The organism is Halorussus caseinilyticus (assembly GCF_029338395.1).
GTDB lineage: Archaea > Halobacteriota > Halobacteria > Halobacteriales > Haladaptataceae > Halorussus > Halorussus caseinilyticus.
The window spans coordinates 1,129,764-1,153,679 of sequence record NZ_CP119809.1; the positions used below are offsets into that span (position 1 = coordinate 1,129,764).

The 23,916-nt window shown below is 65.4% G+C and carries 18 protein-coding genes; 11 read left to right on the top strand and 7 right to left on the bottom strand.

The annotated features are described in order from the left end of the window. Window positions 1-26: 26 nt before the first annotated feature. The 3 genes from P2T60_RS05770 to P2T60_RS05780 form a co-directional block, all read right to left on the bottom strand. The gene (locus P2T60_RS05770; protein WP_276281603.1) at window positions 27-242 is read right to left on the bottom strand and encodes a YgaP family membrane protein; all 216 of its coding nucleotides are present in this window, start codon (window positions 240-242) and stop codon (window positions 27-29) included. A 220-nt stretch (window positions 243-462) separates the two neighbouring features. After that, window positions 463-882 (bottom strand): GIY-YIG nuclease family protein, encoded by a 420-nt coding sequence (locus tag P2T60_RS05775; RefSeq protein WP_276281604.1) that lies wholly within the window; start codon window positions 880-882, stop codon window positions 463-465. Window positions 883-915: 33 nt separating this feature from the next. Continuing rightward, entirely contained in the window at window positions 916-1,332 is a 417-nt protein-coding gene (locus tag P2T60_RS05780) for a DUF4149 domain-containing protein (protein ID WP_276281606.1), read from the bottom strand. A gap of 501 nt (window positions 1,333-1,833) precedes the next feature. On the opposite strand from P2T60_RS05780, the gene P2T60_RS05785 reads away from it, so the two are divergent. The 4 genes from P2T60_RS05785 to P2T60_RS05800 all read left to right on the top strand — a co-directional run bounded on the left by P2T60_RS05785 (window position 1,834) and on the right by P2T60_RS05800 (window position 5,724). Then, window positions 1,834-2,856 carry a carbohydrate kinase family protein gene (locus P2T60_RS05785; RefSeq protein WP_276281607.1) on the top strand — a complete coding sequence of 341 codons (1,023 nt, stop codon included), beginning with the start codon at window positions 1,834-1,836 and terminating at the stop codon, window positions 2,854-2,856. Window positions 2,857-3,050: 194 nt separating this feature from the next. Continuing rightward, window positions 3,051-4,532, top strand: a complete 1,482-nt coding sequence (locus P2T60_RS05790; protein WP_276281608.1) for an alpha,alpha-trehalose-phosphate synthase (UDP-forming) — start codon at window positions 3,051-3,053, stop codon at window positions 4,530-4,532. Between the two features lie 106 nt (window positions 4,533-4,638). Further along, entirely contained in the window at window positions 4,639-5,175 is a 537-nt protein-coding gene (locus P2T60_RS05795; RefSeq protein ID WP_276281609.1) for a hypothetical protein, read from the top strand. Window positions 5,176-5,247: 72 nt separating this feature from the next. Beyond that, window positions 5,248-5,724 carry a YbaK/EbsC family protein gene (locus P2T60_RS05800; RefSeq protein WP_276281610.1) on the top strand — a complete coding sequence of 159 codons (477 nt, stop codon included), beginning with the start codon at window positions 5,248-5,250 and terminating at the stop codon, window positions 5,722-5,724. A 200-nt stretch (window positions 5,725-5,924) separates the two neighbouring features. On the opposite strand, the gene P2T60_RS05805 is transcribed toward P2T60_RS05800, so the two are convergent. Next, window positions 5,925-6,704 (bottom strand): sugar phosphate isomerase/epimerase family protein, encoded by a 780-nt coding sequence (locus P2T60_RS05805; RefSeq protein ID WP_276281611.1) that lies wholly within the window; start codon window positions 6,702-6,704, stop codon window positions 5,925-5,927. Between the two features lie 238 nt (window positions 6,705-6,942). Here P2T60_RS05805 and P2T60_RS05810 point away from each other — a divergent pair, with 238 nt between their 5' ends. From P2T60_RS05810 to P2T60_RS05825, 4 genes are all read left to right on the top strand, one after another. After that, entirely contained in the window at window positions 6,943-7,620 is a 678-nt protein-coding gene (locus P2T60_RS05810; RefSeq protein WP_276281612.1) for a cupredoxin domain-containing protein, read from the top strand. Window positions 7,621-7,699: 79 nt separating this feature from the next. Beyond that, a complete protein-coding gene (locus P2T60_RS05815) occupies window positions 7,700-10,378 on the top strand; it encodes a COG1361 S-layer family protein (RefSeq protein WP_276281613.1) in 2,679 nt (892 codons plus the stop codon). Between the two features lie 549 nt (window positions 10,379-10,927). Then, window positions 10,928-11,995 carry a hypothetical protein gene (locus P2T60_RS05820; RefSeq protein WP_276281614.1) on the top strand — a complete coding sequence of 356 codons (1,068 nt, stop codon included), beginning with the start codon at window positions 10,928-10,930 and terminating at the stop codon, window positions 11,993-11,995. A gap of 660 nt (window positions 11,996-12,655) precedes the next feature. Beyond that, window positions 12,656-15,685, top strand: a complete 3,030-nt coding sequence (locus tag P2T60_RS05825) for a hypothetical protein (RefSeq protein WP_276281615.1) — start codon at window positions 12,656-12,658, stop codon at window positions 15,683-15,685. A 39-nt stretch (window positions 15,686-15,724) separates the two neighbouring features. Here P2T60_RS05825 and P2T60_RS05830 read toward each other — a convergent pair whose 3' ends face one another. Next, a complete protein-coding gene (locus P2T60_RS05830) occupies window positions 15,725-18,226 on the bottom strand; it encodes an efflux RND transporter permease subunit (RefSeq protein ID WP_276281616.1) in 2,502 nt (833 codons plus the stop codon). A gap of 286 nt (window positions 18,227-18,512) precedes the next feature. Here P2T60_RS05830 and P2T60_RS05835 point away from each other — a divergent pair, with 286 nt between their 5' ends. Both P2T60_RS05835 and P2T60_RS05840 read left to right on the top strand, forming a co-directional pair. Next, window positions 18,513-19,280 (top strand): hypothetical protein, encoded by a 768-nt coding sequence (locus P2T60_RS05835; RefSeq protein ID WP_276281617.1) that lies wholly within the window; start codon window positions 18,513-18,515, stop codon window positions 19,278-19,280. 109 nt (window positions 19,281-19,389) lie between these two features. After that, on the top strand, window positions 19,390-19,944 hold the full coding sequence (locus P2T60_RS05840) for a hypothetical protein (protein ID WP_276281618.1): 555 nt from the start codon (window positions 19,390-19,392) through the stop codon (window positions 19,942-19,944). 149 nt (window positions 19,945-20,093) lie between these two features. Here the strand turns inward: P2T60_RS05840 and P2T60_RS05845 are convergent, their stop codons facing one another. Both P2T60_RS05845 and P2T60_RS05850 read right to left on the bottom strand, forming a co-directional pair. Next, a complete protein-coding gene (locus P2T60_RS05845) occupies window positions 20,094-20,384 on the bottom strand; it encodes a hypothetical protein (protein ID WP_276281619.1) in 291 nt (96 codons plus the stop codon). Between the two features lie 416 nt (window positions 20,385-20,800). Next, window positions 20,801-22,015 carry a Cdc6/Cdc18 family protein gene (locus tag P2T60_RS05850; protein ID WP_276281620.1) on the bottom strand — a complete coding sequence of 405 codons (1,215 nt, stop codon included), beginning with the start codon at window positions 22,013-22,015 and terminating at the stop codon, window positions 20,801-20,803. Window positions 22,016-22,472: 457 nt separating this feature from the next. Here P2T60_RS05850 and P2T60_RS05855 point away from each other — a divergent pair, with 457 nt between their 5' ends. After that, the gene (locus P2T60_RS05855; protein ID WP_276281621.1) at window positions 22,473-23,906 is read left to right on the top strand and encodes a glycoside hydrolase 5 family protein; all 1,434 of its coding nucleotides are present in this window, start codon (window positions 22,473-22,475) and stop codon (window positions 23,904-23,906) included. Window positions 23,907-23,916 lie beyond the last annotated feature (10 nt).

The following is a 23,916-nucleotide window of genomic DNA, read 5'->3' on the forward strand; positions in this document are numbered from 1 at the left end:
GTTCTCTTCGCTCCCTTTCTGCGCGCTCACTCCCGCGAACAGGTGTCGATACCGAGCAGTGCGTTCACGCCGCAGAACCGCGTGACGGCGTTGAACAGCAGTCCCGCGCCCGCCAGCGCCGCGGCGACGCCGATACCCCGGCGCGCGGTGAGAAACGCGCCGACTGCGACTGCGACCAGCGCGATTCCGACGACTGCGCGAGCGATGCGGTCGGTCCCGCCGACGTTCCGTTGGAGTGCCATACCCGGACCTGAGGGCCGAAGCCAGTTAGTTCTACGCCGGACGCGACGGCGGGGTCGGCCTGACGGGGTGCGCTCGGTGCGACAGACCACCGAGATGCACCTGCCCGACCGACGGGACGCGCCCGACCGACAGTCTAGATGGACGAAGCCCCGCCCGCTCGCGGAACCGCGAGCGGGCGGGGCTTTCGAAGCGTTCGTCACCGAGATTCGAGACCGGAACTCACTCGCTCGCCGACTCGTGTGCCCGCCGAACGTCGCGTTCCAGCGCCTCGCGCGCCGGAGCGAACTGCAGGTGGGAGTCGCAGTCGCAGTCCGACGCGCCGAGACCGGCGACGGACTCGGCCGCTCGCCCGACGTTCCGACTGACTTCGCACTCCACGTCCGCGCCCCCCGTCTTCACCACCGCCGCGACTCGACTCTCGGGGTGGCCCAGCAGGTAATCGACGTGCCAGTGGCGGGCGTCTCGCTCCCCGGCGGCGAGTTCGCGGTGACGCTCGACGCGCGCGAACCCGCCGGTTCCGAACGCGCTCCCGGTGTAGGCGTACCACCCGGCCGACAGGTCACGCTCGCCCGCCGCGCCGAACTCGACAGTCGCGCCGCCTTCGAGTTCCACTAGCAATGTATAGGTTCCTTTTGGCATCGTATTTCTTCCTTTGGAATATATTTGAATTTCTCAAACGTTGGAGACGACCAGTCCGACGGCGACGGCGAGCATCGTCACGCCGTTGAGCGCGACCGACTGCTTGTGGTACTGCGCGAAGGCATCGTCGCCCGCCGCCTCCATCTTCGGGATGAGGACCTGCCGGGCGTAGAGGTCGAGAGCGACCCCGACTAGCGCGAGCGCGGCGAGGAGACCCCCGCCGTAGGGACCGACGCCGACGACCAGCGCGGCGGCGACCGCGACGACCCCGAGCGCCGCGCCGAACGAGTAGTACTTCGGGAAGATGGCGTTGACGACCCGCCCCGCGTCGTCGCCCAACACGTCGAACGTCGTCGGCGCGCCGACGAACGAGAAGAAGACGATGCTCCCGAGCCAGATTCCGAGTGCGGCGTCTACGACGGTCGTGAGAGCGGTTTCGAGGAAGCTCATGTCCGGCGGTTCGGACGCGCGGGAAATCAAGGATTCGAATAGCGGGACGAGCGTAGTGCGTGCCGTCGGCGGTGACTCGGAGACGGAGAAAGTCGAGGGAAGAGTCGAGACCACGGAGAAAGTCGGGGGACGCTAGCTCCTGCGTGAGCCGCTCAGAACTGCACAGCACCGCCGACCGCCACCGCCGACCGCAACCCCACCGCCACCGCGCCCCCGTTCCTCCCCGCGTGCGTCTGCGCTCGCGGGGGACCGCGAGCGCGAGCGCAGACGCGGCGCATCCCGTGGTCGGTGTCGCCGGGCGCGTTTCCGGTGGTGGGTGGCGTCGGGCACGTCCCGTGGTCGATGTGGCCGAGCGGGGTCTCGTGGTCTGTCGCGGTTCTCGGTTCCGTGGTCCGTTGCAGTCCCGCGTCTCGTCTCCGCGGCGTCTCGCGCGTCGGCTTTTTCGCCCGTCTCTGTCCCGTCGGTAAACCCTTTTCCGGCGTCCTGCCGACGATACGGCCGATGACCGACACCAACCCCGACATCCTCGTCGCTGGCGAAGCCCTGATAGACTTCTTGCCCGACGGCCCCGGCCCGCTTTCGGGCGTCGAGAACTTCTCGCGGCGCGCGGGCGGCGCGCCCGCCAACGTCGCGGTCGCGCTGGCGCGTCTCGACGCCGTACCGTGGTTCTGGACTCGCGTGGGCGAGGACCCCTTCGGCGACCATCTCGCGGAGACGCTCGCGTCGTTCGGTGTCCCCGACCGGTTCGTCGAGCGCGACCCCGCGGCCAAGACCGCGCTGGCGTTCGTCAGTCACGACGCGGACGCCGACCGCGCCTTTACCTTCTACCGCGACGGGACCGCCGACACGCGCGTCGAACCCGGCGGGGTCCCCGACGAAATCCTCGATTCGGTGTCGTGGGTCTACGTCGGCGGCGTGATGCTCGCGGCCGACCCCGGCCGGACGGCCACGCTGGACCTCGCCGAACGCGCTAGCGAGCGCGACTGCACCGTGGTCTTCGACCCCAACGCACGCCCGGAGCTGTGGGATTCCGACGAGGAGTTCGCCACAGCAGTCCACGAGATGCTGGCCTACGCCGACGTGGTGAAGGCCACGCCGGAAGACCTCGCCGCCGCCGGGTTCGGGAGCGAGGACGCGGAAGACGAGAGCGAGTCGCCCGAGAACCTCGCCGCGTCAGTCGTCGAGTCCGGGCCGCACACCGTCCTGCTCACGCTCGGCGGGTCGGGTGCGTTCGCGCGCTCGACCGACGCGGCTCCGTGGGGGTCGGGCGCGGCCTCCCACGGCGGCTACGAAGTCGAGTCGGTTGCGGACACGACCGGTGCAGGAGACGCCTTTACTGCCGGGGCGCTGGCCGCCTTCGCTACCGGCACGGACCGCGAGGGTGGAGCGACCACGGACCCGACCGACCGCTCGCTCTCGGACCTCCTCGGGTTCGCCAACGCGGTGGCGGCGGTCACGACGACTGCGCCGGGCGCGATGACGGCGTTGCCGACCCGCGAGGAGGTCCGGCAGTTCCGCCAGTGAGGGTCAGAACGCTTCGGGAGCGGGGCGGCCCGGAAGTTCCGGAAGTAAGGAAGTTCTCGACGAAAGCGGGCGAACTTCGAGTCCCGGCACCCAAAACCAGATGATGCTGTACGACGTTACCAGAAAACGATGCATCTCTCGACTCCAGTTCTATCGACCTCGAAGCCTGACCGAAACGGCCGTACACGCTCGCCATGACGGGGGAGGAACCGACGGACCACGGCTCGGCCCCGACCGAGGGACTGGTCGTCGTCTCGAACCGGGAACCGTACAGCCACTCCTACGACGGCGACGAAATCGTGGTCGACCGACCGGTCGGCGGCCTGACCGCCGGACTCGACCCGGTGATGCAACGCGCGGCCGGAACGTGGGTCGCGTGGGGCGACGGCGAGGCCGACCGCGAAGTCGTGGACGACGAGGACAGGGTTCGGGTGCCTCCCGAGGACCCAGCCTACACACTCAAGCGCATCTGGCTCGACGACGACGAGATAGACGAGTACTACTACGGCTACAGCAATCAGGTCCTGTGGCCGCTCTGCCACAGCGACCGGGGGAAGATTACCTACGAACCGCGCTTTTGGGAGCGCTACCGCGAGGTCAACCGGCGGTTCGCCGAGGCCGCCGTCAACGAGGTCGAACCGGGGTCGCTGATTTGGTTTCAGGATTACCACTTCGGACTCGCGCCGAAGATGGTTCGCCAAGAACTCGGCGACGACGCGATGCTGGCGCACTTCTGGCACATCCCGTGGCCGACGTGGGACGACTTCCGGGTCTGTCCCCAGAGCGAGCAGTTGCTGGAGGGCCTGCTGGCGAACGACCTGCTGGGCTTCCACGTCGGGCGGTTCTGCGCGCAGTTCCTCGAAGGCGTCCAAGCCTGCTTCGGCGACGCGGTGGTGGACTGGGACTCGGGCGTGGTCTACCACGACGGGTCGCCGACGCTCGTCAAACCGTTTCCGATGGGCGTGGACGCCGAGCGCATCGCGCGACTCGCCGGGAGCGACGAGGCCGACCGGTTCTGGCGGGACTTCTGTGAGGAGCAGGGCATCGCCGACGACGCCGTCGTCGCGGTCGGTGTGGACCGCCTCGACTACACGAAGGGAATTCCCGAGCGCGTTCGGGCCATCGAGTACTTCCTCGACGAGCATCCCGAGTACCGCGGGGAGTTCGTCTACGTCCAGAAGGCCAGCGAGAGTCGGAGCGAGATTCCGGCGTATCAGGAACTCCAGCGAGAAGTTTCCGAGACCGTCGAGCGCGTCAACGACCGCTTCGGAACCGACGATTGGCGACCCGTGGTCTCCATCACGGAGAGACTCTCGGTGCGGGCGCTGTACGGTCTCTATCGGTACGCGGACCTCGCACTGGTCAGTTCCGTCCGGGACGGAATGAACCTCGTCGCCGAGGAGTACGTCGCGGCGCAGTTGGACGACGCGGGCGCGCTAGTTCTCTCGGACTTCGCCGGGGTGGACGAGACGCTGGGCGACTACGCCTACACTATCAACCCCTACGCGACCGAGAAGTTTGCCGACACTATCTACCGCACCATCACTGACTCGCCCGACGAGCGCCGCAGGCGGATGCGCCAGATGCGCCAACTCGTGACCGCCTACGACTTGGACGCGTGGATGGACGACATCTTCGAGACCGTGGCCAGTCTTCGGGACGAGAGCGCCGAGTGAGACGGACTCGACCGGTCGATTTTCCCGGCGAGTCGATTCGACGGAACTCCGAGAAGTTTGTGAGTAGCTAACAGGTAACACGTCGATACCGGAGTCGGTGGGGACGATGACAGCACGAACGACGGAATCGCCGTCACAGCGACCGACGTGGGTCAGAACGTGGGGCGGCGGCGTCGCGGGACTCGTGGCCGGGGTCAGTATGGGTCTCGTCGTCCAGTTCGGCGCGGGCACGATGGCGCTCGTCGGCGCACTGTACGGACAACCGACGCTCCTCGCGGGGTGGGTCGCGCACCTGTTCCACAGCGTGGTCTTCGCGCTCGGGGTCGTCGCGGTGGTCTCCCGGCCGCTCTTGAGCGATTACACGTCGCTCCCGGCCGAACTCGTCGGTCTCGGCGTCGGTTACGGCGCGGCGCTCGGCGTGTTCGCGGGCGGGTTCCTGTTCCCAGTCGGCTTGCGCGCGGTCGGTGCGACCGAGTTACCGGTGCCGCTCCTGCCGATTCCGGCCGTCGTCGGCGAGTTCGTGTTTCCGGTCGTCTTCGGCGTGGCGCACCTCGTCTACGGCGCGCTCCTCGGCGGCGTGTACGCCGCGGTTGCGGGCGTCGAATCTGACCCCAGAACGGACGACACCGGAATCGGCGGATAGCTCGAACGTCTCCGAACAAGCCTCGGTTCCGACCCCCGACCTATTTGAGCCATGGCGACACAACCCACGGGCATGCACGAGCGAGCCGAGGAGTTCGCCGACCGCGCGCGCCGCGAGTACGGTTTCGAGGTCGCCGTCGAGGAGTTCCCCGAGGGGACGAAGACCGCCGCGGACGCCGCCGAAGCCGTCGGTTGCGACGTGGCACAGATTGCGAGCAGTATCGCTATGCGGGCCGACGACCGCCTCGTCGTGGTCGTGACCAGCGGTGCGAACCGCGTCAGCGAAGCGAAACTCGCGGGGCTACTCGAACTCGCCGAGGAGGACGTGGAGATGGCCGACGCGGGCGAAATCAAGGCCGCGCTCGGGTGGTCCATCGGCGGAGTGCCGCCCTTCTGCCACGACGCCGACGTGCCGGTGTATCTGGACCGGACGCTGACCGAGTTCGAGACGGTGTGGGCCGCCGCGGGCACTCCGGAGGCGGTCTTCCCCATCGCGCCGGAGAAACTTCGGGAACTGTCGGGAGCTGAAGTCGCGGACGTGGCGGAGTGAACCGCCGCCGACCACGGCGCGCGAGTTTTCACCCACCACCGGAAACGCGCCCGGCGACACCGACCACGGGATGCGCCGCGTCTGCGCTCGCGCTCGCGGTCCCCCGCGAGCGCAGACGCGCGCGGGGAGGAACGGGGGCGCGGTGGCGGTGGGGTTGCGGTCGGCGGTGCTGTGCAGTTCTGAGCGGCTCACGCAGGACCTCAGTCCACGTTCGCCAGCACGTCGTCCAGATACTCCTTGCTCACGCCGATGTAGCCGTAATCCAGTGTGAACACCTCCAGCGAGAGCGTCCCCGACCAGTCGTCGGGTAGCGCGCCCAGAATTCGCCGGAAGTCGAGCGTCCCCGACCCGAACGGCAGGTGTTCGTCCTGTGGCTTGCGGGTGTCGTTGAGGTGGAAGTGCGAGATTCGGTCGGCGTGCTTGCCGACGAAGCTCGACATCTCCACGGAGTTGAGACCGTCCACGCGGGCGTGGCCCGTGTCGAGGGTCATCGCGGCGTCGGTGGTCTCGAACAGGTCGGGGAAGTTCCGCGTCGAGAAGACGCCGCGCGGGATGTTCTCGAAGCACACCTCGAAGCCGTCGGGCGTCCTCGCTTGCACCTCGCGGACCGATTCGAGGACAGTCTCGCGGAGGTCCCGGTCGTCCCACGCCGGTCGCCACGCCTTCGAGTCGGCGTGGGCGACCCCTTTCTCGGCCCCCATCTCGGTCGCCGTCTCCACCGCCGCGACGAGTTCCCGAATCGCGCCCTCGCGGACGTGTTCGTAGGTAGACCCCACGTCGAGCGCGAACGGGAGGTGAACCATCAGGTCGAGGTCCCGGTCGGCGGCCGCTTCGCGGACGGCCGCGGGGTCGAACTCCCGACGCTCGTAGTCGCCGTCCATCAGCAGTTCCACGTAGTCGAAGTCGCACTCCGCGGCGGCGTCGAAGGCCGTCTCGTGGTTCATCCCGAGTTGGGTGACGAACCCAGTAGTGGCGTCCATACCGGCATCACGCCCGCCGAGCAGTTAGTCGTTGTCGGATAGCGGGCGGCCCGTTTCAGTCCACCCAGACCGGCGGTCGGTGGGTCGTCGCGCTTCCGGCGGTTGGTCGGCCGAGCGTCACATGCGTGTCTGCCAACCATCGTCGCCGGTGGTCTGGTCGGGACGCTCGAAACTCGCGGTCGGCGTGGCCCGTGGTTTCTTACGGACTCACGGCCAAGTCAGAGGGGGAAAAGAGATGATGGGGGACGCGACAACCGCCGAGAGCGGGGATTCGACGCCCGACGGGAGCGGGGCACGACCGGCGAGAGGGAGCGAACGAGCGACCGGCGACGGTAAAAACACCGACGGAAGCGCGGCCGGAGGTATGACGCGCCGGGGGTTCGTCCGGTCGGCGGGTGCGACCGCCGCGGCGGGAACGGTCGCCGCAGTCGGTGCGGATGAGGCGGCGGCCCAGACCCAGACCTACCGCTTCGGCGGCGAAGTGGCGGCGTGGCGGGGCCGGGAACCGTCGGCCATCTCGGGGCAGTCGAACCCGACCATCGAGTTGCGGGCAGGCAACGAGTACGAATTCTGGTTCGAGAACATCGACGGCGCGCCCCACAACATCACGATACAGGACGCCGACAGCAACGCCATCGCCCAGAGCGAACTCGTCTCCAGTCAGGGCGCGACCGCCTCGGTGACGTTCACCGCGACCCCGCAGATGACCCAGTACATCTGTACGATTCACCCGACGACGATGGTCGCGGACCTCGAAGTCACCGGCGAAGTCGAGGGCGGCGGCGGTCTCGGCGTCCCGTTCGGGGCGCTCGTCCTCGTCGCCGGACTCGCGCTCGCGTTCGTCTCGCCGATTCTGTTCGCGCTGTTTCTCTTCTCGCGGCGGGGCGGGAGCGGCGGAGAAACGACCGCCGGATAAGCGCCAACGAGCGATTTCCGGATTTCAATCGGTTGTGACCGCGGCGGGCGTTATTTGGCTCGGGGACGCACTCTGAGCCATGAGACTCACCGCACTCGCGTTCGTCGTGGCGACGGTCGTCGCGGCGGGCGCGACTCCCGCGGTCCCTGCGCTCGCCCAAGACGAAGGAACGGTCGTCGGCCGACCCAATCTGGAACTCTCGGCGACCGAAAACCGATTCGGGCCGGGCGAGCGGGCGATATTCGAGGTGTTCGTCTCGAACAACGGCGACATCGACCGCGGCGGTCCCTCGGAACTCGAAGAGCGGGTCACGACCGCCCGGAACGTCAGACTCGAAATTCAAGACGACCGCCTGCCCCCGGCACTCGCGGAGGGGTTGCAGGTCGAGACCAGCGAGATATTCGCCGGGTCGGTCCCCGAGGGTGCCTCCGGGCCGTTCGCGTTCAACGTCGAAATCTCGGAGTCGGTCGCTCCGGGGACTTACGAGATTCCGGTCGAAGTCACCTACGACTACACCAACTTCGTGCGCTACGGCCCGAATCAGGCCCCCGAGTACGGCGACAGTCAGCGAACCCAGACCGCCTACTTCACCGTCGTCGTCGAGGACCGCCCGCAGTTCGACATCCGGACGCAGAACCTCACGCGCGTCCCTGCCGGTGACACCGCGACCTACCGAATCAACGTCACCAACTCCGGAACGTCGCCCGCGACCGACGCGCGCGTCCAGTTGTCGGTCGCCAACACCTCAATCTTCTTCGGCGGACCGGACAACCCCCAACAGCGGACCAGCGTCTTCTTCCGGAGTGTCGCGCCCGGCGAGACCAAGACGTTCACCGTCACGGTCGGCGCGGACCGCAACACTGCGCCGGGGACGTACCTCGCCGACGCGTTCGTCTCGTACACGAACGCCAACGGCGTCCAAGAGCGTTCGAAGCCCCTGACGTTCGGCGTGTCGGTCGGCGGCGAACAGACGTTCGCGGTCAGAGACGTTCACAGCACTCTCAGGGTCGGCGACACCGGAGTCGTCAGCGGGCGACTGGTCAACACCGGCACGAGCAACGTCACGGAGGCAGTCGTCGTGACGACCGGTGAGAATCAGAACTTGCAGGCCCGCGAGACCGAGTACGTGGTCGGGGACCTCGCGTCCGGCGAGTCGGCCAACTTCTCGTTCCGGGTGGACACCGCGAACGGGACCGAACCCGGACCTCGCCGGACCACCGTCCGGGTCCAGTACCGGAACGCCGACGGCGACCAGCGAACCAGCGAACCGATAGACATCCAAGTCGCCGTCGCCAGCGAACAGACCTTCGAGGTGGGTGCGACCGCCACCGGTCTGATAGCCGGGGACCGCGGGACGGTTTCCGGCGTCGTGACCAACACCGCGGAGACCAACGTCTCGGACGCCGTGGTCGTCCTCCAGACGGAGGGGTCGGGTCTCCGACCCTTGGAGCGCGAGTACGCGCTCGGGGACCTCGCGTCCGGCGAGTCGGCCACCTTCGACTTCGAGGTGGCCGTGCCCAACGAGTCGAATCCGGGCGTCCGACCGGTGTCGTTCCGGGTCCGGTACCGCAACCCTGAGAACGAGATTCTGTACTCCGACTCGTTCGACGTGGCGGTGTCGGTGGCGGGCGAGCGAACGTTCGCCGTCCGGAACGTGGCCGCCGACTTGCAGGTGGGCGACTCGGGCACGGTGTCGGGGTCGGTCGTCAACACGGCCGACGTTCCGGTCTCGAACGCCGTGGTCGTCTTCGGCGGGACCCCGAACCTCGTCCCGCGGGAACGGGAGGTGGCGGTCGGGGACCTCGAACCGGGCGAAGCGGCCCGGTTCGAGTTCACCGTGGACGTGCCCAACACCTCCGACCCCGGCCCTCGGCAGGTGTCGCTTCTCGTGCGCTATCGCAACCGGAACGGCGACTTGCAGGTCAGCGACGGGTTGGACGCGCAGGTCGAAGTCGGCGACGAACAGACGTTCGGGGTCGAGAACGTCGATAGCACGCTCCGGGTCGGCGAGACCGGCGACGTGACGGGGCAGGTAGTCAACACGGGCGAGCGTCCCGTCTCGAACGCGGTGGTGGTGATGCAGACGAACAACCCGAACCTCGACGCCCGCGAAACCGAGTACGCGCTGGGTCGCCTCGCGCCCGGCGAGTCGGCCCCCTTCGAGTTCACCGTGGACGTGAACGGCGACGCCGAACCGGGTCCCCGGCAGGTGTCGTTCCGCGTGCGCTACCGCAACCAGAACGACGACCTGCGACTGAGCGACACGATGGATGCCCGCGTCGAGGTGGCCGAGGAGCGAGACGAATTCCGGGTCGAAGCGGTCAACGCGACGGTCCCCTCCGGGTCGTCGGAGGTAGTCGAGTTCCGGGTCACGAACACTGCGAACCAGACGCTCCGGGACGTGGAGGCCAAACTGTTCGCCAGCGACCCCCTGTCGAGCGACAACGACGAGGCGTTCGTCGCGCGACTCGACGCGGGCGAGTCCGCGACGATGGAGTTTCGGGTCGCCGCCGCGGGCGGCGCGATTCCGAAGGTCTACCCGGTCTCGGTCGATTTCACCTACGAGAACGAACGGGGCGACACCGTTCTCTCGGACACCTACCGGGTCCCGGTCGAGGTGAGCGAGCGCCAGCGCCGGGGTCTGCCGCTTCCGACCGGCGCGGTGTCGCCCGTGCTGGTCGCCCTCGGCGCGTTGCTGGTGGCCGTCACCGTCCTCGTCTGGTGGAAACACGACGCCATCGCCCGACTCCTCCCCTGAGTCGAGGGTCGGCGGCGAGGGACTCGCCGCCGACCCGGACGCGACGGGAGATAATTATAGCTATCTCTAAGACTCTTTTTTCTTTGTTTAAGAATTAATTTGGTTGCTCTAGGAATTGTGTACGACGGCCTTCGAGACGGTCGATTGGGAGTAGTCCACGGCGTCGGCGAGTTCCGTAATGGAAAACGTGCCGGTGTGGTAACGGGATAAAAACGAGAGTACCTCGTGGACTGCCCGACTCTTGAAGATATTCGCGTCTTGAGCGGGTATATCGAGGCTTATTTTCGCTCTACTAACCGAGTCTGTATTCGCTTTACCCCCCATAGTAAAGGTTCTCTTCTGCAAGATACTTAAAGTTTATATGTATTTAGCACACCACTTATATACGAGTCCGGGAGTACGCACCCCGAAGAGACCTGCACGTTTCCGTCACGCACCGCCAAAATCGGTCACGAACCTTCGCCTTCGAGTGAACGTCGGCGACTCCGAACACTGCCCTAACCGCCCCCGCGAACTTTCTTGTCGGCCCGCGTCGATAGCGGGGACGGGATGGGGGACTCGAACCGACGCCGAGCGCGGTCGGTACTCGCGGTCGGACTCGCGCTTCTCGTAGCGGTTTCGCTGTCGGCGACGGCACTCACGTACCCCGTCGGCGACCCGGCGGGCGGGTCCGAAACGGACCCGCCCGTTCGGGTCTCGTCGGCCCCACACCTCCCTGCGCCCCGCCAGCAGACCACCACCGAGTCGGGACCAGCGTTCGACGCGACCGTTTTCAAGGACATCGCGGGACAGGTCGCCACCGAGGACGGCGTAGTGCCCGTCCGAGGGACCGCCACCGGCACCGACAGCGTGTTGGTCGTGCTGTTCGACCGGCGAGGGCGAGTCGTCACGGAACTCCTCTCGGTCAACGACAGCGACGTGTTCGAGGAGGAGGACCTCGAACTCGTCACCGACGACGGGACGCCGCTCGCCGAGGGTCGCGTCGTGGCGACGGTGCTGTCGCCCGGCCGTGATGGGGTCGTCGGCGACGGCGAGGTTTCGGGGGTCGCTCGCGCCGACCTCGCGGATTTCGAAGAGGAGTTCCTTGACGCGGCAGGTCGGGGTGCCGCCGACGGGCGCGTCACGCGGACCCAACAGCAACTGGTCGAACTCTACTACGACCAGACAATCGAGGATTCGGGGAGCGACGACCTTCTGCTGGCCGAGGAGTTCGTCTACACAGACGGTCGGACCACTATCGAGCGAGTCGTCCCCCAGTCGCAGGCGAATCGGACCGCCCGGTCGCGGGCGAATCGGACCGCGCCCGAACCGATTCGCGTCGGCGACACGATGGTCGTTGCCGGACTCACCAACCGGCGGCCGGACGACAGCACCGTCTTCGTCGAGGTTGTCGGGGGACCGAGCGCCGCGGCGTTCGACCTCGCGGCGACCCAGACGTGGGGCACCGACGGCGCGTGGTCGGTCGCCATCGAGGTGCCCGACGACGCCGAACCCGGCACGTACCGCGTCGAGGCCGAGGACGGCGACGACGCCGAGACGGTTCGTTTCGAAATCCGTCCGAGAGGCGCTAACGAAACTGCTGAGGTGGGAGTCGGAGGTGGTTGGAGACGAACGTAGTCGCGTCCGACGGCCAGCGTAACGAGCGATAGACGGCGCAGTGGGGTGCAGTTACCGCCGTTAGTCACCGACTGACTCCCGGTCGGTCGGGAGAACGGGAGACAATCGACGGATAATCGTATATAAGCGGGAGTGAGCGACTGCCGGACTCCATCGAAGCGCGACCACTTCCGAATCAGTACATATCAGTTGGGTTTCCCTAACATGATTCCGAGCGTATAGTTTCGATGGCGACAGCTTCGCCGCGTTCATCACCAGCGAAGAGAGACGTAATACGGCGTTCTACTCGGTCTCTCGCTGACACACCGCGGTGAAGCGCCGAGACCGTTGTCCGCGCAGAGTGACCGAATCCCGATACTACCCTCGGCCTATCCTCGGTACTGTCGGTCGATGTTCTCGTCCTATGTGAGTAACATCGGTTGTCGTAACTTCAGTCGGTCGTGGACTCCCGGTATTAAGAAATACTTAAGCACCCCACCCGAAAACGGTCTGCGCTTTTTATCAACTAATCCGGCGTCGCAGTTTCCCGAGGTGAAACCCGCGAGCAATCAGGACGCCGAGAGGACGATTTGACGAACGACGACGACAGGATGGGGGGAACCGGTTGTAGAACACTGATAGGGGACCGAACAAATCCCGTATCAGACAGATATGACAAAAATGATAAAGAAAATACCATCGAGAAAGAAAGCGAGCGCACTCGTACTCACAGCACTGCTGGTGCTTTCGACGGTAGCGATGTCGGGGGCGGTACTGGGTGCAGACGTACGACGCGGCGGAGACCAACCGACGTTCAGTCCGGGCGTCGGCGGACCGAACGACGTCGTCGTTTCCGAAGGAAAGCCGGTCGTCTTCCAAGGTGAGGACGACATCGACTTCGTTGGGGCAAACGGGCAAGACATCGACCCGTCGAACCTCATCGGTGTCTCGGGTAACGCGGAGGGCATCCCGCTCGAATCGCCCGTCCCCGAGGACCAAGAACTCGGTCAGTACGCCATCGACGGCCGGGCCGCGAACATCGGCGTGACCGTCCAACGGCCGCGAGTGACCGACCTCGAAGTGTTCAACGAGCGCGGGGTCGACGTTGAAGGCTCGACCGTTCAGGAGGACGAAACTCTGCTCATCAGCGCCGAGTGGAACTTCCAGAACGCCGAGGACCTCTCGCTCGAAGTCACCGACGAGAACGGCAACGAGATTACGGGCGACGTACTCACGCGGGTCGAGGACCTCTCTCAGTCCCAGCGTGAACAGCTCACCGGCCCGTACGCGCAGAACCCCGAGAAAGTCGATAACCCCGGTCAGCGCGGCACCGAAACCGGCATCGAGTACCTGCAGGGTCTAGGTCAGTTCAACGAGTCCGAACTCAACCAGACTCAGAGCCTCGAAGCCGCTTACTGGGCCATCGACCTGAGCGACCAGGACGCTGGCGACTACACCATCACGGTGGAAGGCTGGGACAACCTCGACACCGGGTCGGCGACCCGTTCGACCGTCGTCTCGGTGACGGGTGACGAGAACGTCGTCCTCGACCTCGAGAACGACGAAGCGACTCGCGGCCAGAACATCCGGTACACGGTCCGGGGTTCGACCGCGGGCGCGACCCACTACGTCGCCATCGAGGACACCGACTTCCGGAACAATCAGGTTGACGAGCGCGTCTTCCGCGACGTTGAAGACACCGTTGACCGCGGGAGCCTCGACACCAACGGGGACGGCCAAGCGGACCTCGCGTGGGCGCAAATCGAAGTCGATGACGACACCGGCATCGGCGTCGGGCAAATCGACACCACGTACCTCGACGACACGAGCGTGGACGTGAACCTTTACGAGGCCGACCAGAACCTCTCGGACATCGCCGAGAACGTGGGTAGCACCGAGGACGACCTGTCTCTCGACGTTTCCGAGGGTGAACTCAGCATCGACAGTCCGGCGGGGACCTACATCGCCGGACAGGAAGAGGACGTGCGCGGGACGGCCGCGCAGGGCGTGGACGACGTGGCACTCTACGTGCGCGACCAAGGTGACTGGGAACTCGTGGACGTCAACGAGGACGGCGAGTTCACCCAGCAGGACCTCATCAGCGTCGACGCCGACGGCGAGTGGGAAGAGCGCGACGTGACCCTCTCGCAGGCGAACGACATCCTGAGCATCCCCGGCCGCTACCGCATCGGCGTCGTGGAAGCGGTGGACGTGACTCAGAACGGGACAATCGCCGACACGCTCACCACCTCGGAGTTCAGCAGTGCGACCAGCGAGCAGACATCGATAATAGTCACCGAACCGACGCTCGGCGGCGGTAACTCCTCGATGATAGCGCCGCTCGGAGGGTCGCCGATGGCGATGCAGAACCAGAACAACACGACGCAGGAAGACGGACAGCAGACTGACACCACCGAGGACTCGACGTGGGTCTTCCGCACCTACAACAGCCAAATCGCGGTCGAGGACGGTACCGTCGAGGTCACGGGCGTCGCGCCCGGTCTCGACGAGGTTCTCGTCGTGATGATTGACTCGCGCGGACGGACCGTCACCGAGACGGTCAGCGTGGACGACAACGACGTGTTCGAGGAGGACGACATCGAACTCATCACCAGAGAAGGCCGGGAACTCAACGAGGGCCAAATCAGAGGCATGGTCATCGGTCTCGGCCGTGACACCGTCGTCGGCGACGGGGTTCTCCCCGGCGTGGATGACGCGGACCTAGCCTCGCTCGAGACGTGGATTACGAGCTTCGGCGCAGGTCTCACGCAGGAACAGGTCAACGAGCGCATCACCGACGAGACCATCGACGAAGCAGGTAGCGACGACCTGATACTCCAACAGACGTTCCGCTACGCGGACGCGGCGACCTCGGTCACTGCCATCCTGCCGCAGGGACAGGCCGACCAGCCGGTGACGCCCGGTCTCCAGACGGAGACCCGACCCGTGGAAGTCGGCGAGACGATGGTCGTGCGCGGCGTGACCAACCGGCGACCCGACGACAACACCATCACGGTGGAAGTCATCGACGGCCCGAGCGCCGCCGACTTCGACTCGGCCGCGACCGACGAGTGGAGTCGTAACGGCATCTGGTCGGTCAACCTGAGTACCGAAGGCATCGAACCCGGCACCTACACCCTCGAAGTGGACGACGGCGACAACACCGACATCGTGCAGTTCGAGGTCGTCGAGGAGGGTGCGGGCCAGCAGGACGGCGAGCAACAGGACGAGACGACGACCACCGAACAACCCGAAACGACCGAAACAGGAGAAAACGAGACTACGACGACCGAAGAGGGAAATGAGACCACCGCGGCGGGACAAAACGAGACCGACGTAGGCGAGGAGACGACTGCCGCCGCGGGTAATCAGACCGAGCAAGCGCAGGCCGGAAACACCCTCGAAATCCAGAGCGAAGGGACGCCGCTGAACTACACCCTCTCGTTCGCAGGGGATGTCGAAGCGGTCAGCGACCAAACCGAGGGGACCGACGAGGTGCAGGACGGAACCGTCACCGGCCAAGTCGGTGACGGCGACGAGAGCGACGCCTACGAGTTCGTCGGGCGAATCACCGACATCTCCGCCGAAGGGGACCTCGGTAACGCGACGTTCGTCCTCAACGGCGAGGAAGTCGAACCCGGCGACCTGCCGGATGCGACTGCGAACAACTCGTCGATGGTCGCCCCGGCAGTTCCGACCGTTCCGGCGTAACGTTCCGGAGCCCGGATTTTCCGGACGAAGTTTTTTCGGTCACTCCGCTTCCCCGGAAGCGGCGGGTGCGTCGGACGCGTCGGCGCGCGACCCCGCGCCGGAGAATCGCTCCCAGACGACCAGCACCGACGGGAGTATCAGAATCGACGCGAGATAGGAGTAGACGACGCTCAGCGCAGTGAGCAGGCCGAACTGTCCGATGGCCGGGAACACCGCCAGCACGAGAACGCCGATGCCGAAGACGGTGGTGAGTACGCTCCCGGTCAGCGCACCGCCGGTCCCGGTGACTGTGCGTTCGAGTGCGACGATGGGGTCGTCCTGTTCTTCTACCTCGTCGGTGAACCGGTGGACGACGTGGACGGAGTAGTCGATGCCGAGACCGATGGTGATGGCCAGCACCGTCGCGGTGAAGGCGTTGAGCGAGATGCCGACCAACCGCATCGTGGCCGCGACTGTCGCGACGGTGACGACGATGGGGACGAGATTGGCGAGTCCGAGCGAGGGTCGGCCGGTGAGGACGCCGTAGACGAGGACGAGGAAGACGGCGGTGCCCGCGAGCGCGACGGCGAGGCTGACGATGGCCGACTCGAAGATGAGGTCCGAGATGGCCTGAAATACGACGATGTTGCCCGTGGCGGTGGCCTCGTAGCGGTAGCGGTCGGCGACAGTCCGGGCGTCTGCGGTGACTTCCGCCGAGTCCGCGTCGGCCTCGACCGAATAGACCACGCGGGCGCTCCGGCGCTCGTCGGTGAGGTACTGACCCGCGAGCGCGGCGTACTCCGAGTCGAAGAGCGCGTCGTAGATTACGTCGAGATTTCGGTCCGGGACGCCGTTGGCGTCCCGGTCGTTGCGGGCGACGAGTCGGGCGAACTCGGGGTCGGTCGCCGCGAGCGACCGGACGACGGTGACGATGCTCTGCTCGCTCGCGCGCCGGTCCTCCACGACGAAGGTGTCCGGCGGGTCTGCGCCCGCCCGGTGGATGGATTCGAGCGCGATGTCCCGCTCCATCGGCCCTTCGACGTAGATTATGACCTGTTCGTCCTCGCCGGTCTCGAAGTTGTCTTCGAGGAAGTTGATGTCCCGCGTGACGGTGTACTCGTTGGGCCGGAACGGTTCCGGGAGCGCGCGGAGGTAGTCGGGCGTCTCCTCGGGCGGGAGGAACTGCTCTTGGCTGAAGGAGGTGTCCACGCCGGTCGCGTAGCCCGTCGCTCCGGCGGTGAACGCGGCGGTGAGCAGGAGGAAGACGAGCGGCGCGCGGCGGGCGATGCCGACGCCGCCGGTCAGGACGCGCCCGAGCGAGGAGTCCTCGGACCCGAGCGGCGTCTGACTGAACGTCGGGACGGGATAGCGCTGGCGGGCGTAGTCCAGCAGGACCTTCGCGGCCGGGAGGAACACGCCGAAGATGAGCGCGGTGAAGACGATGCCGACGCTGGCGACGACGCCGAAGTCCCGGATGGGGAGCAACTGGCTGGTGAGGTTCGAGGCGAACCCGATGACCGAGGTGGTCGTGACGATGAAGAACGCGACGAGCAGTTGGTCGGTCGCGGTCCGCATCGAGTCGGCGACCCCGTAGCCTTGGACGCGCTCCTCGCGGTAGCGGTTGACCGCGTGGATGCCGAAGTCGATGCCGACCGCGAGCAGGAGCGGCGGGACCGCGATGAGAATCTGGTTGAACGGGATGCCGACCAGCCCCATGAAGCCGAACGTCCAGACGATTGCCATCACGAGCGCGACGACGCCGAGCAGGAGGTCCGCGAGGTCCCGGTAGGCCACGACGAGGAAGAGGACGATGAGGACCGCGGCGGCGGGCACGACGATGAGCAGGGTGTCGCCGATGACGGTCCCGAACTCGGCGTCGATGATTCCGGACCCGAACACCCGGATGTCGCCGCCGACCGAGGCGGAGACCGACTGCATCTCGCGCTGGATGGGCGTCAGCGGGTTCGACCCGGCGGCTTGCTCGTCGGGCGCGAGTTCGGGAATCGCGTGTTCGACCACGGTGACGGACGACGTGGCGCGGGCCGACTCGGGGTTGAAGTCCTTGCTCAGGAGGTTCCGGAACGCGGGGTTGTCGCGGGCGGCGGCCCGGACCGCGATGTCGATTCGGTTCGGTGAGGCGCGTTCGACCGCCCGGAGTTGTTCCTCGGCGGTGGCCGCGTCGGGGTCGAGCGTGCGCGCGACGATGCCCGCGGGACCGGTCGTCCCGACGATTCGGAGGTCCTCGCGGCGTTCGAGGCGGTACTGGAGTGTCAGCATCCGCGTCAGGCCCTGTTTCGAGAGGACGTTTTCGCCGGTGTGGATGAGTTGGGTCGAAGTCGTCCCCGGCCCGAACGGGGGTTCGAACTCGCTGTTCACCGCGTCGAGGGCGTCCTGTTCGGGCACGTCCTCGGCGAAGCTTTCGGTGCCCGATTCGGTGGACACCTGTGTCGCGCCGACGGCGAAGACGGCCGTCACGACGAGGAAGACGGCGACGATTCGGCCCGGCCGGTTCACGATGCGGTCGTCCAGCCAGTCGATGACGCGCTGATAGTCGAGTGCCACGCTGTTTCCCCCGATTTCTCCCGGTTTCCGTCCGCGGCGGAGTATGCACAGAGTAGCACGCCGAGCAGGAAATAGCCGCGGGTAGCCGAAGCCGAGGGTAGCCGACGAGTGGCATCTCGTCGGCTAGGTCGTCGCACTCGACAGTAGTGATACAAAAAGCGGGTTTGAAACGCTCTTACGTTATAAAATATTTAAGAAACTACCTAGTGGATTTCTATTATTATCCAATTATTGCATAACAGCAAAAAATATTAAATACTACTACTTCTACGTCTTAGTTGCAGAGATGGAACGAAGAAAATTCCTCAAGTCGATGGGTGTCGCTACTACGAGCATGGCTCTCGGGTCTTCTGTAGTGGCCGCCGACGACGAACGTATGCAGAACCAGTCGAACCCTCGCGCCGGGGCACGGGTAATTTACGCCGACGAACACGGGCGGATTCTCGAAAAATCACCGACGAGTCATATGATAGTCGGTGCCAAATCGAAGTCGGACTACGACTTCCTGATGGACAAGCGCGAAGAGTTGGTCTTCGACCAGTTGACCGACGGCGATGTCTCTACCGCGACTCACAGCGACTCCGGAAGCGCGACCACGACGGGGACGTGGTTCAACAACCCCGACTACGACTATCAAATCGACTCGGAGTTCTGGGCACAGGCCGACAACGGCGACGCGTCGGTCAGCGGAAGTTGCGCTCCGGTCTGGTGGGGTGACGCCTACTGGGTGGACGACCCGCTAGAAGTTGAGGAGATTACCATCAAGGTAGAGGTGACGGCGTTCGTGGAGAGTCTCTCCAGCCTCTCGATTAGCATCCCGCCGGGATACCAATACACGAAGACCACCGACTCCGCGGTTCTCCAGGACACCTTCACCAGCACGAGTTCGCCGTCGCTGGCGTACGAAGAAGGCGCAATCAGCTTCACGGTCGGAAACTGTTACCACAAAATCGAGCAACACTCGTCGGTGAAGTTTAAGTTCGCCAACGGGAACACCCGATACGACGGCAACACTATCGTCGCCGACGTTGGACACTGCGGGGACTACATCTAACTGCTACTCCCTCGGTAGAGAAACGAAATCGAAGCGAACCACACTATTTCCGGAACGTTCCGCTATCCGAACAAAAGTGGTAAAATTGTCAAGGATAACTTAGAGATTAATGGTCGAGAAGCGAGATGCCGCAGTCGGAGTAACGCTTATCTTCGCTATCGTCGCGGGGGCCGCGATACTGAATCAGGGCGCGGGACCGTCAGGTGCGGATTCGACTACGGAGTCCGACTCCGAAGTGGGACTCGTAATCGGTTCCAGCGGACCGACGTGTCTCGACGACGCCGTCAAGCGCGACGGCGGGCGGGTGGAACTCGTGCCAAACGAGGGCGTGCCCGCGGTCAAACTCAACGTGACGGTCGCACACGACCGGGGACGGACGGTGACGGTCGCGTCGAAAGCGGTCGGAGACGGCGTGTACGAGGTCCGACTACGCACGAGCAATCGGTCGGACGACGAGACGGCCGAAAACGTCTCCATCGACTCGGCAAACTGCGCCGTCGGGACGCACGTACGCGCGTCGGGCAATCTGAACGAGAACGCGACGACAGTCAGAGTACTCCTCGACGGCGAAGTCGTGGAGACGGTCGAGAACGAAGGCCAGTTGCCGGTCGTACGGACGTTACCGAACCCGCTCAACGCCTCGGTCCGAGGCCGAACGGCGTAGCGAAGGAGCGACCGCGAGGGAGCGAGAACCGAAACCTTCGCTCCCGAGAGGGAATTGTATTCCTTCACTTCAAGCATATTATTATATGTCTAGTATTCCTATATAACCCTATAGTATATCTATACCTTGCTTAGCGCACACGGTCGAGATTAGAACGACTGCCGGACGCTCCAGTAGAGACCGGAGAGAGCGTTTCGGACGGCCGCGAGCGGCGAAGCTTCGCCGGGGTCGGCCGCGCGCTCGAACGCCTCCGAGAGCGTGGCGGGAGCGACGTGCCGGAGTTCGCCGGTGTGGGCGCGCCGACCCCTCGCGTCGGCTACCCGGAGCAGGGCTACGTCGTCGCCAGAGCCGACGACGCGGTAGACGCCGGGAACGAGACGTTCGCCGTCGGCGTCGCGGGCGTCGTCCGTCGGTCGGTAGTGTTCGCCGAGTTCGGCCATGCGTGTTTCTCCCGGTGGTCGTTCGAGGACCGAGTAAGTGTCGGAGCGCGGTGGGAGTGGCACAGTGGCGGTGCTGTGACGGTTGCGGTGCTGTGACGGTTGCGGTGCTGTGACGGTTGCGGTGCTGTGACGGTTGCGGTGCTGTGACGGTTGCGGTGCTGTGACGGTTGCGGTGGCGGTTGCGGTCCGGGCTAGCGCGTCCGACCGCGAGCGAGGGAGCGCGAGGCGTCGGCGCGGAGCGCCGACGCCGGAGCGACCGAGCGAGCGGGCTTTTTTGGTCTCTTCGGGAGCGAAGCGAACGAAGGCTCGTCAGAGTTCGCTCTGACGGCGCAGATTTTTCGAGGAGTGGTGGCCGAAGGGCGCTCGGCGCGATGCGCCGCGCGCCCGAGACCACCCGACGAAGAAAAAAGGTGGTTCTACAGGTAGCCCTTCACGCTCGCGTGGACGCCCATCGACGCGAACGTCTCTTCAAGGGCGTCGAGTACGACCGCGAGGTCCTGCTGGAGGTCGTACTCCCGGTACTTGCCGCCCGCCGACCCCTCGTTGATTTCGGTGACGTTGAGGATGCCGAGCATGGCGAGGTCGTCCAGATGCTCGCGGAGCCATCGTGCCGTGAGCGAGTTCTTCCCGGCGGCGTCGGCCAGCGACTTGTAGCGGGTGTAGATTTCCCGCGAGCGGGCGGGCGTGTCGCCCTCGGCCTCCAGCGTGGCGAGGGCGTAGACGACCAGTCGCTCGTGGTCGTTGAGGTCCGCGATACCGCGGGCGACCTGTTCGCGTTCGAGCAGTTCCCGCCCTCGGCGGACGTGCTGTTCGGCGACTTCCTCGTCGTTCTCCTCGCGGGCGAGGTCCCCGGCCTTCAGGAGGAGGTCGAGGGCTTTTCGGGCGTCCCCGGACTCTTGGGCACCGAACGCGGCGCAGAGCGGCACCACGTCGTCGGTCAGCACGTCGTCTTTGAATGCGACTTCCTTGCGCTGTTCGAGGACCGCGCGGAGTTCGTTGGCGTCGTAGGTCGAGAAGGAGATGGCGCGCTCACAGAGCGACGAGCGGACTTTCGGCGAGAGGGAGTCACGGAAGGTGAGGTCGTTGCTGATGCCGATGAGACCGATGCGGGCCTCGGTCAGGTTCTCGTTCTCGCGGGCGCGGGAGAGTTGATAGAGGATGGAGTCGTCCTTGAGGTGGTCGATTTCGTCCAGCACGATGAGGATGATGCCGCCGTAGTCGTCGAGTTCCTCCCACATCAGGTCGTAGACCTGCGAGCGCGAGTACCCCGTCTCGCTGATGTGGTTCGAGGGCGCGCGCATCGTGTTGACGAGGTTGCTGGCGACTCGGTACGACGAGTTGAGACCGTCGCAGTTGATGATTTCGGTGCGCACGTCCAAGTCGTCGTACTCCTCGGCGTTGTCTTCGAGTTTGTTCAGCAGGAAGCGCGTGGCCGCGGTCTTACCGACTCCCGCTTTCCCGTAGAGGAAGATGTTGTCCGGTTGCTCGCCGTAGATTGCAGGTTGAAGCGCGCCGTGGTACTCGTCCAACTCGTCGTCGCGCCCGACCAACGTATCGGGCGTGTAGTCGTCCAGTAACGCCTCGCGGTTGGTGTACGGGGAGTATTCTCGAACGAAGTCGAAAGAACCCATGTTATCTGTGAACGAGTTGGGTCGGGTTCATGAAGGTGTCGAAACCACCCGTTCCGCTGATTCCTCTGATTCATCTGAACCGATTATTTAAGAAACACCCCCACCCCATCGTTCCGCTGAATATCGTGAGAAATGGGGAGGAGGGGGTAGCCCTCCGGAGGCCTCTAGAAAAGGAAACTTTCTTGTTCTAGTCCTCGAAACAGTAGCCGCAAACTAGTCAGAGTAGTCTTTTTCGTCTATCTAGATGTGGAAAGAACGTCGATAGCTCACGAGAGAAACCGCCCACCCCACCGTCCGCGAACGATTCAGCGGAACGATGGGGTGGGTGTGTTTATAAACTAACCCAAACAGACGAAACAGCGGAAATGGTGGTTCGCCGTACCATGACTGGCCGTGTCGAGAAGATTCTTCAAAATGTACCCGAATATTTTTACCTCGGCGTTTGCTCCACCCGTCCGTGGACGACGACGATGTATCCCGTGGAGTCCCTCTCGATGACCGAGACGGTCTTGACAACCGAGACGGCCGCAACGCCCGAGACGCCCGCGACGACGGAAACCCTTCCCGCGACGGCGACGACGGAAACCCTTCCCGCGACGGCGACCCCCTCCGAAACGCCCGCGGCGCGGTGTACATCCCGCAGAAGGACTGGAACGCCTATCAGACGTGGGCCGACTACGAGAACTCCGTCGTAGAGCGGGACCTCGGATACGCCGCCGAACTCGGCCTGAACAGCGTCCGCGTCTTCGCGTCCTACGAGTACTGGCGCGAGGACGGCCCGACGTTCTTCGCGCACGTCGAGCATTTCCTGTCGGCCTGTCACGCCCGCGACATCCGCCCGCTCGTTGTCCTGTTCGAGGCCCCGCCGAAGTCTCCGCCCACCGAGGCCAACCTCCACGCGACCGACCCCGAGAACGCCTTCGGCGTCCACTCGCCGTCGCGTCCCGAAGTCCTCCAACCCCGAAACTGGAAGGGGTACGACCGGTCGCCCGCCCACTTCGCCCGGCGGTGGGCACGGGAGTACGCCGAGGACGACCGCTTGCTCGCTACCGAAATCATGAACGAACCCGGCAAGGTCCGACCACGCCGGGACTTCGTAATCGACGCGCTCCGAGCGGTCCGGTCCGAAGCCCCGGACGCCACGCTCACGATGGGCACCAAGGACGTGCGCTTCGCTCGGTTCTACGACGACAGCACCCGCCTCGACGGTCTCGCCGGACTCGACGCCTACCAGTTTCACATGAACCTCCCGCGGACGCCGGACGACGCTCGCCGGTACGCGACCGAACAGCGCGCGCTCGCCGACGAAATCGCCGAGGAGGTGGCGGAACGCGACGGACCCGCCCGCAAACCCCTCTGGTGTACCGAGTGGCAACGCACCCTCGAAGAACCGCCTTCGCGATTCGCGCCGAACCTCGCCAGTCTCGCGCCGACGATGCGGCGACTCCGCGAGGAGGGAACCATCGACGGCGACTTCTTCTGGAGTCTGATGCTCCGCCCGGCGTACCTCCGCGAACCGCGGCAGAAGGGACGCGTCAACGGCCTGTTCCACGAGGACGGCGCGGTCTACTCCCGACTCGACGCCGAGATAGTCGCGGACCGACAACTCGACCTGACCGGCCGACACGCGTTCCCCTCGTCGTGGAGCGCACACCGATTTCCGTATCCGGACGCGGTGGCCGAGGTGGTTCCCGATTCGAGCGACGCGACCGGTGCGGACGACGTGAACGACGCCGCCTTCTCCGCGGCCGAAACTCGCTCGGAGGCGGAAGCACGCTCCGCGACCGAACCCCGGTCGGAGGCCGACGGCCCCGCGACCTTCCGAGAACTCCGGGAGTCGCTGGCGGAGCGAATCAGACGGACGCTCGGGTTGAAATCCGACGACGAGTGACGAATCGGAG